The sequence below is a fragment of the Xanthomonas sp. F10 genome (genome assembly GCF_014206815.1).
In the GTDB taxonomy this organism is placed as follows: Bacteria; Pseudomonadota; Gammaproteobacteria; order Xanthomonadales; family Xanthomonadaceae; genus Xanthomonas_A; species Xanthomonas_A indica.
In genome coordinates, this window is the sequence record NZ_JACHNP010000003.1 from 480,014 (window position 1) to 493,847 (window position 13,834).

The following is a 13,834-nucleotide window of genomic DNA, read 5'->3' on the forward strand; positions in this document are numbered from 1 at the left end:
CCCGTGCGCTGGCCGCCATGGCGGCCATCCCCGTTTTCCGATGAGTTCCCGATGACGTCCCTGTCCGAATCGTCCACCGTCCCCGTCGCCCCGTCCCTGTTCGCCGAGACCCTGGCCGAGCAGCGCGCGCAGCAGTACCGCATGCGCCGCCTGCAGGTGCACAACTGGGGCACCTTCAACGGCCTGACCGACGTACCGATCGCCGAGAAGGGCTTCCTGTTCGTCGGCCGCTCCGGCTCGGGCAAGTCGACCCTGCTCGATGCGATGTCGGCGCTGCTGACGCCGCCGAGCATCGTCGACTTCAACGCCGCCGCGCGCGAGGCCGAGCGCAGCGGCCGCGACCGCAGCCTGGTGTCCTACGTGCGCGGCGCCTGGGCCGACCAGCAGGACAGCGCCTCCGGCGAGATCGCCACCCAGTACCTGCGCAAGGGCGCGACCTGGTCGGCGCTGGCGCTGGAATACCGCAACGCGCAGGGCCAGGCGGTGAGCCTGGTGCGGCTGTTCTGGATCGCCGGCAGCGGCACCGCCGCGGCCGACGTGCGCAAGCACTACATGGTGGTGCCGCGCGGCTTCGACGTGGCCGCCGAACTGGACGGCTTCGACCTGGACCTGCGCCGGCTCAAGCTGCGCCTGGGCGAGGACGTGCACCACTTCGACAGCTTCGCCGGCTACGCCGAGCGCTTCCGCCACCTGCTCGGCATCGGCAACGAGATGGCGCTGCGGCTGCTGCACAAGACCCAGTCGGCGAAGAACCTGGGTGACCTCAACGCCTTCCTGCGCAGCTTCATGCTCGACGAGCCGCGCACCTTCGAGGCGGCCGACCGCCTTGTCGAGGACTTCGCCGAACTCGATGGCGCCCACCACGCGGTGGTGACCGCGCGGCGCCAGGTGGAAACCCTGACCCCGGCGCGCGACTACCACGCCGAGCTGCTGGCATTGCGCCACAGCGTCGGCGAGCTGCGCGAACTGCAGCTGGGCATCGACGGCTACCGCGAGCAGCGCCGCCTGGCCCTGCTCGATGCACGCCTGCAGGAACTGGACACCCAGGACCGTGGTCTGGCCGGCGAGGAGGGCCAGCGCCGCGAAGCGCTGGACAACCACGAACAGACCCTGGCCGAGCTGGAGACCCAGCAACGCGCGCAGGGCGGCGAACAGGTCGAGGCACTGGAGCGCGAACGCGGCCGCGTCGAGCGCGAGCGCGATGAGCGCATGCGCCGCCGCAGCCAGGTCGAACAGGCCTGCCGCCAGCTCGGCATGGGCCTGGCCGGCAGCGCCAGCGGTTTCGCCGAGCAGGTGGCGCAGGCGCGCGCGCTGCGCGACGGCGTCGCCGGCGAGGCCAGCAGCCTGGACGAGGCGATCGCCGAGCGCATGGCCGAGCGCCGCGAGGACGAACGCCGCTTCGCGGTCATCCGCACCGAGATCGAGGCGCTGCTGAAGGCGCCCTCGAGCATTCCCGCGCCGATGCAGGCGCTGCGCGCGCGGCTGTGCGCCGAGACCGGCCTGTCCGAAGCTGCGCTGCCGTTCGTCGGCGAGCTGGTGCAGGTGGAGGCCGACCAGGCGGCCTGGCGCGGCGCGATCGAGCGCGTGCTGCACGGCTTCGCGCAGTCGCTGCTGGTCGACGAACGCCACTACGCCAGCGTCGCCGACTGGGTCAACAAGACCCAGCTCGGCACCCGCCTGGTGTATTTCCGCGTGCGCCACAACGCGCCGCTGCAGCAGCGCGCGCCCGACGCGAAGTCGCTGCTGCGCAAGCTGGAGCTGCGCGATCATGCCTATGCGCCGTGGCTGCGCCAGGAGCTGGCGCGGCGCTTCGACTACGCCTGCGTGGACACCGTGGCGCAGCTGCGCGACGCCGAGCGTGCGATCACCCGCGAGGGTCAGGTCAAGCACCCGGGCGACCGCTACGAGAAGGACGACCGCCACGCCGTCGGCGACCGCAAGCGCTGGCTGCTCGGCTACGACAACCGCGACAAGCTCAAGGTGTTCGAGCGCGAGGGGCAGACGCTGGCGCAGCGCATCGCCGCTTGCGATGCCGACGTCGCCGCCCTGCGCAAGCAGCGCGAGCAGGACCAGGGCCGGCAACTGGCCGCGCATACCCTGGCCGAGCGCGAGTGGGACGAGATCGACGTCGCGCCGAAGCTGCAGCGCCTGAGCGACATCGCCGAGCAACTGCTGCAACTGCGCGAAGGCGACACCGCGCTGCGTGCGCTGGGCGAGCAGATCGCCACCGTCCGCGCGCGCCGCGACCAGGCCCGCCGCACCTACGAGGACGTGCGCCTGGAGCGCGCGCAGCTGAGCCGCGAGCGCGCGCGCCTGGAAGCGCAGCGCGAGACCTGCGCCGCGCGCGTGGCCACCGCGGTGATCGGCCCGGCGCAGGTGGCGGGGCTGGACGCGCGGCTGGCGGCGCTGCCGCCGCTGAGTCTGGACAACCTGGAGGCGCATCTGCGCAGCGTCGAGCGCGGCCTCGGCGAACAGCTGGCGCAGAGCCAGGCGCAGGACGCGCGGCTGAGCCAGCAGGTGCTGGACTGCTTCCGTCGTTACTGCCAGCAGTGGCCGGAGGACAGCGGCGACTTCACCGTCAGCCTGGCCAGCGCCGACGACTTCCTGGCGCGTCTGCAGCGCCTGGAGAGCGACGGCCTGCCGCGCCACGAAGGCCGCTTCTTCGACCTGCTGCAGACCCAGAGCAAGAACAACCTGCTGGCCCTGCAGCGCTACACCGCCGAAGCGCACAAGGCGATCAAGCAGCGCATGGACGAGGTCAACGCCAGCCTGGAACAGGTGCCGTTCAATCGCGGCACCCTGCTGACCATCGAAGTCAGCGACCGGCGCCTGCTCGAGGTGCAGGAATTCCAGCAGCAGTTGCGCGCCGTGCTCGGCCATCAGCAGACCGAGGACCGGGCGCTGGCCGAGGCGCAGTTCGCCACCCTGCGCGGGCTGGTGCAGCGGCTCGGCGCGCAGGAACCGGAACTGCGGCGGTGGCGCGAGCAGGTGCTGGACGTGCGCCAGCACGTGGAATTCGTCGGCGTGGAACTGGACGCGGACAGCCGCGCGCAGGTGGAGATCTACCGCAGCGGCGCCGGCAAGTCCGGCGGCCAGCGCCAGAAGCTGGCCACCACCTGCCTGGCCGCGGCGCTGCGCTACCAACTCGGCGGCGAGGACGGCGAACTGCCGCGCTACGCCGCGGTGGTGCTGGACGAGGCCTTCGACAAGGCCGACAACGAGTTCACCGCGCTGGCGATGAACATCTTCGAGAACTTCGGTTTCCAGATGGTGGTGGCTACGCCGCTCAAATCGGTGATGACGCTGGAGCCGTTCATCGGTGGCGCCTGCTTCGTCGAGATCAGCGGCCGCCACAATTCCGGCGTGCTGCTGATCGAATACGACGAGCAGGCGCATCGGTTGAAGCTGCCCGAGCGCAGCCGCAACGAGGCGGTGACGCCTGCGGTGGAATCGGGCGCGGCGCTGGATCAGGCTGGCGCCGCTCTGCCAACGTCGGCCGCGGACACGGCGGTCACCACCGCGGAGCCCGGCGCAGGCGCTGTTGCAGACACCGGTGTCGCGCCGGCGCGTGCCTCCGGCAAGGCGCGCGGCGGCCGCGGCAACGGCGCGAAGTCGACCACGCGCAAGGCGTCGCCCGCGGCGCCCGGCAAACGCGTCCGCACGGCTGCCGCGACGCCTGCGGCCAAGAAGACCCCGTCGGCGAAGGCGCCACGCCAGTCCGCCGCGGCCGCAGCACGTCCGTCCAAGGCGACCCGGCCGGCCGCGCGGTCGGCGTCGGCGAAGACCGCGCAAGCCGCCGCAGGCGGCAAACCTGCGAAACCGACCAAGGCGGCGGCACCCAAGGCGCCTCCCGCGACCGCCAAACGCCGCGGTCGCTGAGCGACGCTGGCGGCTTGGGGGCATGCCCGCGGGCACCTGTGCGCGCCGGCATCGCCGGGAGGGCAGGGATGCGGCGACCTCCCACGGCGCCGGGAACTGCGCTCAGTGCAGCAAGTCCCAGCCCATCTTGCCGATCAGCACCACCACCAGCACCAGGAACAACTGCCGGATCAGCGGCGTGCCGCCGCGCAGCGCCAGCCGCGTGCCGGTCACCGCGCCGGCCACGTTGGCCACGGCCATCGGCACCGCCGCGGCCAGCAGGATCTTGCCGCTGGGCACGAAGAAGCACAGCGCCGCCAGGTTGGTGGCCAGGTTCACCACCTTCGAGGCGGCCGAGGCGCGCAGGAAATCCAGGCCGAAGAAGCGGATGAACAGGAAGATCAGGAAGCTGCCGGTGCCCGGGCCGAAGAAGCCGTCGTAGAAGCCGATCGCCGCGCCGATCGCCAGCGCGATCGCCAGTTCGCGGCGGCCGATGTGGCGCGGCCGGTGCAGCGCGCCGAAGTCCTTCTTGACCAGCGTGTAGCCCAGCATCGCGATCAGCAGCACCAGGATCAGCGGGCGCACCGCCTGTTTCGGCAGCAGGCTCACCGCGGTGGCGCCGAGGAAGGAAAACACGAACGCGGTCGCGGTCGCGTACAGCACCGGCCGCTACGGCAGGCGCACATGGCGCGCGTAGCGCCAGGCGGCGGTGCCGGTGCCGGCCATGGCGCTGAACTTGTTGGTGCCCAGCACTACTGCCGGTGCCTGTTGCGGCAAGGTCGCGAACAGCCCGGGCAACTGGATCAGGCCGCCGCCGCCCACCGCCGCGTCCACCAGCCCGGCGACGAAGGCGATGCACAGCAGCCATGGCAATTCGGTGGGGATCGACTCCAGCACGCCGGCGCTCCACGCAAGGGGCCGCAAGCATAGCCGCCACCGGCAACGGTGCGCGCGCGGCGTGCGCGATGGCGCGCCAGCCGGCACAATCGGCACATGCCACCGTCCGCCCCGCGCCTTGCCGATCCCTGCCCCTGCGGCCGTCCGCGCGACTACGCGCAGTGCTGCGGGCCGTACCACGCCGGCGCCCCTGCGCCGGATGCCGAATCCTTGATGCGGTCGCGCTACAGCGCCTACGTGCGCTGCGACGCCGATTACCTGCGCGCGAGCTGGCACCCGTCTACCTGCCCGCCGCAGGTGGAGATCGACCCGCGCACGGTCTGGCTCGGCCTCACCGTACAGCGGGTGCTGCAGACCGGCGCCGACAGTGCCGAGGTCGCGTTCCTGGCGCGCTATCGCATCGGCGGCGGCAGCGCCGTGCGCATGACCGAGCACAGCCGCTTCGTGCGCGAGGACGGGCGCTGGTATTACCTCGACGCGCTGGACTGAATCGGCGCCCATCGCGCCGGTGGTGCGCAGGCCCGCATACCACCGTTCGTTGGCGAGGACGGGCGCGCTGCTCCTCGTCGTTCCGAACAGCCTGCCGCAGCATCCGAACGCCGCGCGTCTCCCGGCCGCGGCGGGATGTCGCGCGATCTGCCGGCGAAGCCACGCTCGGAACACCTTGCCGGCCGCGTGCCGCCAGCACCGCGTGAGCGGAGTGCACACGCGGCGGTTGTTTATGATGTCGGCCCTGCCGTCGGCGAGGATGTTGCGATGATGCGTTTGGCCTGGATCCTGCTGCTGGCGGCGCCCTGCGCGCTCGCGCAGACCCCGCCCGCAGCGGCGCCGTCCGCGCCCGATCCGGCGTTCGCCACTTGCGTGGCCGGCCTGCGCACGGCCGCGGCAAAGGCGGGCGTCGCCGAGGCGTCCTTCGATCGCTTCACCGCCGGGCTGCAGCCGGATCCGAGCGTGCTGCCGCTGCTCGATGCCCAGCCCGAATTCACCACGCCGATCTGGGACTACCTGGCCGGCCTGGTCGACAGCCAGCGCATCGACGACGGCCGCGCCATGCTCGCCGCACACCGCGACCTGCTCGCGCAGGTGGCGCAGCAATACGGCGTGGACCCGGAGACGGTGGTCGCGGTGTGGGGCGTGGAGAGCGACTACGGGCGCATCTCCGGCAAGCGCCCGCTGCTGGTGTCGCTGCTGACCCTGTCCTGCGAAGGCCGCCGCCAGCCGTTCTTCCGCAGCGAACTGTTCGCGCTGCTGAAGCTGCTGCAGGCCGGCGACCTGCGCCCCGAGGGCCTGACCGGGTCCTGGGCCGGCGCCTTCGGCCATACCCAGTTCATGCCCAGCACCTACGCCCGCGTCGCCGTGGACGGCGATGGCGACGGCCGCCGCGACCTGGTCGCCAGCATTCCCGATGCCCTGGCCTCCACCGCCAACTACCTCAAGCTGGCCGGCTGGCAGAGCGGCCAGCCGTGGGGGCTGGAAGTGAAGCTGCCGGACGGTTTCGACCCGGCGCTGGCCGGGCGCACCCAGCGCCGGCCGCTGTCGGACTGGCGCGCGCGCGGCCTCACCGCCGCCGATGGCAGCGCGTTGCCGGCGCTGGCGGCGCAGACCCCGGCGGCGGTGCTGATCCCGGCCGGCGTGCACGGCCCGGCGTTCCTGGTGTTCCGCAACTACGACGCGATCTACGCCTACAACGCCGCCGAAAGCTATGCGCTGGCGATCGCGCTGCTGTCCGACCGGCTGCGCGGCAAGCCCGGGTTGGTCGCGGCCTGGCCGACCGACGACCCCGGCCTGGGCCGACCGGAGCGGCGCGAACTGCAAACCTTGTTGCTGGCGCGCGGCCACGCCATCGGCCAGGCCGACGGCGCCATCGGCACCGCCACCCGCCGCGCTATCCAGGCCGAGCAGCAGCGCCTGGGCCTGCAGCCGGCGGACGGCCGTGCCGGGCAACGCATCCTCGACGCGCTGCGCCGCGAGGCCGGCGGCGCGCCCGCGGCCCCCGTGCCGCCACCGGCCGCGCCAACGCCGCCTGCGCCGGCGGCGTCACCGGAACCCGCACCGGCACCTCCACCGACACCGACGCCGTTCGGCGGCACGCCGCCCACCGCATTCCGGCTGCCGGCCGCCTACCCGGCCTTCGCCCAATCCCCCGCGCCACGGAGCATCCACCCCATGTCCGACGTCCCCGGCCTGAGCACAGGCGACTTCCACGGCTACCCCTCGCTGCTGGTGGAGACCCCGCAGTCCACCGCCGCGATCAGCCTGTTCGGCGGCCAGGTGCTGTCGTTCGTGCCCAAGGGCGGCACCGACGCGCTGTGGCTGTCGCCGAGCGCGCAACCCACGCCGACCCCGATCCGCGGCGGCACCCCGGTGTGCTGGCCGTACTTCGGCCGCCAGGGCCAGAGCGATGCCGTGCCCGCGCACGGCTTCGTGCGCACCGTGCCGTGGCAGTTGCAGGACGCGCGGCGCGAGGCTGACGGCAGCCTGGTCCTGACCCTGGCGCCGCCCGACTTCGACGACCTGCCGCTGCGCCTGCACATGCAGCTGCGCATCGGCGCCACCCTGGAGCAGCGCCTGGTCACCGACAACGTCGGCACCGCGCCCGCCCGCTTCACCCAGGCGCTGCACAACTACTTCCGCGTCGCCGACGCCACCCAGGTGCGGGTGCAGGGCCTGGACGGCCTGGACTACCTCGACAAGTTCGAGAACTACGCCACGCCGCATCGCCAGGACGGCGACTGGAGCCTGCAGGACCCACGCGATCCCGGCCGCAGCGACCGCATCTACACCGGCGCCGGCGGCCGCTACACCCTGCTGGACCCGGGCCTGCAGCGCCGCATCGAGATCGCCACCACCGGCAGCCGCACCCTGGTGGCCTGGAACCCGGGCGAGGCCGGCGCGCAGAAGATGGCCGACGTCGGCCCGCACTGGCGCCAGTTCGTGTGCCTGGAAGCGGCCAACGCCGGGCCCGAGGTGATCGATCTGGCGCCGGGCGCCCAGCACGTGCTGCAGCAGACGATTTCCGTCGTGGCGTTGTGACCCCGGCCGGACGGCGGCACCGCCTGCCGCGGCCGGGCGGTCGGCATTGGTGACGGCCCCGCCGTGATCGCGGCGCCGGCGCGCCTCGCTAGCAAGCGTCGCGCCGCTGCTGCGCCGGACCCTCACCCCCGACCCCTCTCCCGGCGGGAGAGGGGAGTCGCTCGGGGTAGAGGGCCTCAGTTCCGGGCCAATCCGCCCAGCCGCGACGCTGTTGTGGGAGGGACTTCAGTCCCGACGCGACGACCTCCGCCGCTCGCGACTGGAAATCGCGCCGACCGCACCCAGCCAAGCCCCCGCGAGGTGGCAGGCAGGCGGCGCTCTCCACTCGGCCTCCCGCACCCGCAGCGGCGCCGATTACACTGCCGCGTCCGCCAGGAGGCCTGCTGTGCACGCTCCGACTCCCGCCATCCGCTCACGCCGTGCCGCGGTCGCCTTCATCTTCGTCACCCTGCTGATCGACGTGCTGTCCTTCGGCGTCATCATCCCGGTGCTGCCCACGCTGGTGCGCGACTTCACCGGCGGCGATTTCGCCGCCGCGGCCCGGTGGGTCGGCTGGTTCGGCTTCCTGTTCGCCGCGCTGCAGTTCGTCAGTTCGCCGCTGCAGGGCGCCCTGTCCGACCGCTACGGCCGTCGCCCGGTGATCCTGGCCTCTTGCCTGGGGCTGGGCGTGGACTTCATGGTGATGGCGCTGGCGCAGAGCCTGCCGGTGCTGCTGCTGGCGCGCATGGTCTCCGGCGTGTTCTCGGCCAGCTTCACCTCGGCCAACGCCTACATCGCCGACATCACCCCCGCCGACAAGCGCGCCCAGGCCTACGGCATCATCGGCGCGGCGTTCGGCGTGGGCTTCGTGGTCGGCCCGCTGCTGGGCGGCTGGCTCGGCAGCCTGCATCTGCGCGCGCCGTTCTGGTTCGCCGCCGGGCTGGCCCTGCTCAACTTCCTCTACGGCCTGTGGGTGCTGCCCGAATCGCTGGCGCCGGAACGGCGCACCGCACGCGTGGACTGGGCGCATGCCAATCCGTTCGGCGCGCTGCGCCTGCTGCGTCGCTATCCGCAGGTATTCGCGCTGGCCGCGGTGATCTTCCTGGCCAACCTGGCGCACTACGTCTACCCGAGCATCTTCGTGCTGTTCGCCGATTATCGCTTCGGCTGGGGGCCGAAACAGGTCAGCTGGGTGCTGGCGCTGGTCGGCGTGTGCAGCATCGTGGTCAATGCCGTACTGGTGGCGCGGGTGGTGCGCCGCTTCGGCGAGCGCGGCGCGCTGCTGTTCGGCCTGGGCTGCGGCGTGATCGGTTTCGCCATCTACAGCGTGGCCGGCAGCGGCGCGCTGTTCCTGCTCGGCGTGCCGATCAGCGCACTGTGGGCGGTGGCCGGGCCGGCGGCGCAGGCGATCGTCACCCGCCACGTCGGCGCCGATGCGCAGGGCCGCATCCAGGGCGCGCTGATGAGCCTGGTCAGCCTGGCCGGGGTGATCGGGCCGCTGCTCTACGCGTGGGTGTTCGCCGCCTTCATCGGCCCGCGCGCGCTGCTGCATTTCCCCGGGGTGCCCTGGCTGCTGGCGGCGCTGCTGCTGGGCAGCGGCTGGATCGTGGCCTGGCGCCGCGCGCGGGTGCCGGCCGCCACGGTGGCCGGCGGCTGAGGCATGAACGGCTCAGTTTGCGTGCGCACGGGCGGCGTGGCCCGCGCGGCCTCGCCTGGCACCACGCGGCCGCGATTGTTACGCTGTGCCCTCTCTTTCGTCGCGGCCGGCCGGCTGCTGTACCAGTCGCCTGCATGATGTCCCCTCCCGACGGAACCGCCCTGCCGTTGACCGCCTCGCGCCTGCTGCGCGACGCCACCGCGCAGCAGCACCAGGCCGTCGAAGACCTGCCGGCGATGCGCGCCTTGCTGGGTGCCACCCTCTCGCTGTCCGCCTATGCGCACGTGCTGCGCCGCCATCACGCGGCCCTGGCCGGCTGGGAGCGCCAGGAGGCGGCCTGGCTGCGCGACTGCGGCGATGCGCAGTGGCAGTACCAGCCGCGCGCGCCGCTGCTGGCGCAGGACCTGCACGCCCTGCAGGCGTCGCCGCCCCCGCTGCAACCGGTGCCGCCGGTGTCGGTCGAGGCCCAGCGCTGGGGCATGCTGTACGTGGTCGAGGGCTCGCGCCTGGGCGGGCGGGTGATCGCCCGGCAACTGCGGCAGACCCTGCCCGCGGCCGCGCCGGCGCTGTCCTATTTCGAACTCGGCCATGCCGATCCGGCCGCCTGGCGGCACTTCCAGCAACGCCTGGAGCGGGCCTTGCCGACCGTGCCCCTGCAGCAGGCCGCGGTCGATGGCGCCCGCGCCATGTTCGCGCACTTCCATACCCATTTCGCCCTGGAGATCGCCGCATGAGCGACATCGTCGTGCCCCTGGACATGGACGCATGCGCACGCGAACCGATCCACATCCCCGGCTCGGTGCAGCCGCACGGCGTGCTGCTGGTGATCGAGCCGCGGGATGGCCGCATCGTCCAGGCCAGCGCCAGCGCCGCCGACCTGTTCGGCCGGCCGCTGGACGACCTGCTCGGACAGCCCTACAGCGCCCTGCTGACGCTGGAGGATCCGCGCACGCGGTTGCTGCCCGACGCCGCCGAGCGCAGCGATCTGGCCTATGTCGACGTCGGCATCAAGGGCGCCGCCGCGGCGCAGCGCTGGGTCGGTGCCTGGCATCTGTATCCGGAGCAGTGGCTGCTGGAACTGGAGCCGCGCGACGCGCCGCTGGCCGACGCCACCCTGCGCGAAGCGCTGCCGGTGCTGCGCCGGCTGGAGACCGACCAGAGCATCGAGGACGCCTGCCAGCGCGCCGCCAAGAGCCTGCGCAGCCTGATCGGCTACGACCGGGTGATGATCTACCGCTTCGACGACGACTGGAACGGCGACGTGGTCGCCGAGGCGCGCGCGGCGGAACTGGAGCCGTATCTCGGCCTGCACTATCCGGCCACCGACATTCCGGCGCAGGCCCGCGCGCTGTACCTGCGCAACCGCGTGCGCCAGATCGCCAACGTCGGCTATGTGCCGTCGCCGATCCATCCCACGCTGCATCCGCGCCTGCGCGCGCCGGTGGACCTGAGCGACGTCAGCCTGCGCAGCGTGTCGCCGGTGCACCTGGAGTACCTGGCCAACATGGGCGTCACCGCCACCCTGGTGGCCTCGATCGTGGTCAACGACGCGCTGTGGGGGCTGATCGCCTGCCACCACTACCGCCCGTACTTCTGCAACCACGAGATGCGCGATGTCGCCGATGCGGTGAGCCGCGCACTGGCCGGGCGCATCGGCGCGATCACCGCGGTGGCGCGTGCGCGCACCGAGTCGGTGCTGCTGACCGTGCGCGAGAAGTTGATCACCAACTTCAACGACGCCGACATGCTGACCGCGTCCATGCTCGACGAAATGGCCTCGGACCTGCTCGACGTGGTCGATGCCGACGGCGTGGCGGTGTTCCACGGCGATCATGTCACCCGCCACGGCATGCTGCCGGCGACCGCGGATCTGGCGCGGATCCGCGAACAGATCGAGTCCACCCATCACGAAGCGCTGCGTCACGACGCGGTCGGCGCGCTGCACTCGGACCAGATCGGCCAGACCTTTCCGGCGCTGGCCGATCTGGCCCCGCTGGCGGCCGGCTTCATCTTCGTGCCGCTGATGCCGCAGGCCCGCAGCGCCTTGCTGTGGACCCGCCGCGAACAGATACGCACGGTCAACTGGGCGGGCAATCCGCAGTTGGCCAAGCTGCAGGACATCGCCGGTTCGCGGCTGTCCCCGCGCAAGAGCTTCGAGCTGTGGCAGGAGACCGTGCGCGGCCGCGCGCAGCCCTGGTCGCCGATCAGCCTGGAGTCGGCGCGCAGCCTGCGGGTGCTGATCGAGTTGATGGAGCGCAAGCGCTTCCAGCAGGACTTCGCGCTGCTGGAGGCTTCGCTGTCGCGGTTGCGCGAGCCGGTGGCGATCGTCGAGCGCGGCGAAGGCGCGCGGCGCAGCCGCCTGGCCTTCGTCAACGAGGCCTTCGCCGCGCTGTACGAGCGCGAGGTCGCCGAGCTGATCGGCTGCGACCTCGAGCGCCTGTACGCCAGCGATGCCGTGCTGGCCGAGACCCAGCGCATCGACACCCTGCTGCGGCAAGGGCGCGCGGCCTACGTCACCCTGCCGCTGCGCGTGGACGGGACCACGGCCGTGCACCGCCAATTCGACTTCGAACCGCTGCCCGATCACTCCGGCGTGTCCAGCCACTGGTTGCTGCAGCTGCGCGATCCGCGCTGAGCCATCGTCCGCGGCGCACGCTCAGCGCGTGCGCCGCCACAGCGCCAGCGTCGCCGCGCCGGCCAGCAGGCCCCACAGCGCCGCGCCGATGCCGAACAGCGACAGGCCCGAGGCGGTGACCAGGAACGCGATCAGCGCCGGCTCGCGCTCGTGTTCCTCGCGCAACGCCGAGGCCAGGCTGTTGCCGATGGTGCCGAACAGCGCGATGCCGGCGATCGCCATCACCAGTTCCTTGGGAAAGGCGGCGAATAGTGCCGCCACGGTGGCGCCGAACACGCCGATCAGCAGATAGAAGACCCCGGCGAACACCGCGGCCATGTAGCGCCGCTGCGGATCTTCCTGCGCCTCGCGGCCCATGCAGATCGCCGCCGTGATCGCGGCCAGGTTCAACCCGTAGGCGCCGAACGGCGCCAGCACCGTGTTGACCACGCCGATCCAGCCGATGGTCGGGGAGATGGGCACCGCATAGCCGGAGGCGCGGATCGCCGCCACGCCTGGCAGGTTCTGCGAGGTCATCGTCACCACGAACAGCGGCAGCGCGATCCCGAACAGCGCCTGCCACGACAGGGTCGGCCACACCAGCACCGGCTGCGCCAGGCGCAGTTGCGCCGCCTCCAGATGCAGCGCGCCGTTGCCTGCGGCCACTGCGATGCCGACCAGCAGCGTGGCGATCACCGCATAGCGTGGGAAGGCACGGCGCCCGAGCAAGTAGGTGGCGAACATCGCCAGCGCCATGCCGAGTTGGTGCTGCATCGCCACGAACACGTCCAGGCCGAAGCGCAGCAGCACCCCGGCCAGCATCGCCGAGGCCAGCGACAACGGGATGCGCCGCAGCAGACGTTCGAACAGCCCGGAGATACCGGCGAGCGTGGACAACACCGCCACCACCACGAAGGCGCCGATCGCATCGGACAGCGGCAGCCCGCCGCCGCTGCCGATCAGCAGGGCGGCACCGGGCGTGGACCAGGCGGTGACCACCGGCATCCGGTAGCGCAGCGACAGCCCGATGCAGGTCAGGCCCATGCCCAGCCCCAGCGCCCACATCCACGAGGCGATCTGCGCCTGCGAGGCGCCGACGCTGCGCGCGGCCTGGAACACGATGGCCGCCGAACTGGTGAAGCCGACCAGCACGGTGACGAAGCCGGCGATCAGCGCGGGCAGCGAAGCGTCGCGCCAGAGTGAGCGTGCAGCAGAAGTCATGCGGAATCCCGTCGTGGAGCGCAGGCTGCATTCTCGGCCAAATGCCGGCGGTCGGCCGCGCCGCGTCCGCACGTATAGAGAGAAGAGCGCGGGGCAGCGACGGTGCTGCAAGGCGACCGCAAAAAAACGGTTGACGTTTTTTTTCGTGCCATTAAACTGCGCGGCCCGCTACGCAACTGCCGAGCTTCGGCGCGACAGAGGCAGGCGGGGCCGGAAACACCTAGCGAACATCGGGTGTTGACAGCGTGAAAAATTCGGCTAATATGGCCGGCTCGCTTCGAGGAAAAGCCTTCGGGTTTGGACGAAGAAGCGGCGTCAACCACCTGATCAAAAAGGTGTTGACGGCAAGAAAAAAGCCGCTATGATGGGCGGCTCGGTTCGACGAAAAGCCCTCGGGTTTGAAGGCGAACCAGCGTCAACCACCTCGAAATGAGGTGTTGACGGAAACAAAAAGTCCGCTATAATGGGCGGCTCACTCGGACGGAAACGTCGGGGCGAAAAGAGGGAAAGGCGCTGAGGCCGGCCCCGAAGTTCTTTGACAGTGTGCGCAGGTAACTTGTGAGGACGCCTGCAGG

The 13,834-nt window shown here is 71.8% G+C and carries 7 protein-coding genes and 1 pseudogene; 6 read left to right on the forward strand and 2 right to left on the reverse strand.

Annotation, left to right across the window (positions count from 1 at the left end):
• Nucleotides 1-51: 51 nt before the first annotated feature.
• On the forward strand, nt 52-3,879 hold the full coding sequence (locus tag FHR56_RS18890) for an SbcC/MukB-like Walker B domain-containing protein (RefSeq protein WP_160948437.1): 3,828 nt from the start codon (nt 52-54) through the stop codon (nt 3,877-3,879).
• Between the two features lie 102 nt (nt 3,880-3,981).
• Here the strand turns inward: FHR56_RS18890 and FHR56_RS18895 are convergent.
• A pseudogene (locus tag FHR56_RS18895) lies at nt 3,982-4,755 on the reverse strand (TSUP family transporter).
• Nucleotides 4,756-4,851: 96 nt separating this feature from the next.
• Here FHR56_RS18895 and FHR56_RS18900 point away from each other — a divergent pair.
• The 5 genes from FHR56_RS18900 to bphP all read left to right on the forward strand — a co-directional run bounded on the left by FHR56_RS18900 (nt 4,852) and on the right by bphP (nt 12,059).
• Entirely contained in the window at nt 4,852-5,244 is a 393-nt protein-coding gene (locus tag FHR56_RS18900; protein ID WP_160948438.1) for a YchJ family metal-binding protein, read from the forward strand.
• A gap of 267 nt (nt 5,245-5,511) precedes the next feature.
• Nucleotides 5,512-7,788, forward strand: a complete 2,277-nt coding sequence (locus tag FHR56_RS18905; RefSeq protein ID WP_237473373.1) for a lytic murein transglycosylase — start codon at nt 5,512-5,514, stop codon at nt 7,786-7,788.
• A gap of 385 nt (nt 7,789-8,173) precedes the next feature.
• Nucleotides 8,174-9,424, forward strand: a complete 1,251-nt coding sequence (locus FHR56_RS18910; RefSeq protein WP_160948439.1) for a TCR/Tet family MFS transporter — start codon at nt 8,174-8,176, stop codon at nt 9,422-9,424.
• A 134-nt stretch (nt 9,425-9,558) separates the two neighbouring features.
• Nucleotides 9,559-10,158 (forward strand): biliverdin-producing heme oxygenase, encoded by a 600-nt coding sequence (locus FHR56_RS18915; RefSeq protein ID WP_160948440.1) that lies wholly within the window; start codon nt 9,559-9,561, stop codon nt 10,156-10,158.
• On the forward strand, nt 10,155-12,059 hold the full coding sequence (gene bphP, locus FHR56_RS18920) for a bacteriophytochrome BphP (protein WP_160948441.1): 1,905 nt from the start codon (nt 10,155-10,157) through the stop codon (nt 12,057-12,059). The genes FHR56_RS18915 and bphP overlap by 4 nt, the downstream gene beginning before the upstream one ends.
• Nucleotides 12,060-12,080: 21 nt before the next feature.
• Here bphP and FHR56_RS18925 read toward each other — a convergent pair whose 3' ends face one another.
• Nucleotides 12,081-13,259: a benzoate/H(+) symporter BenE family transporter gene (locus FHR56_RS18925; protein ID WP_160948442.1), complete on the reverse strand. Its 1,179-nt coding sequence runs from the start codon at nt 13,257-13,259 to the stop codon at nt 12,081-12,083.
• Between the last annotated feature and the right edge of the window lie 575 nt (nt 13,260-13,834).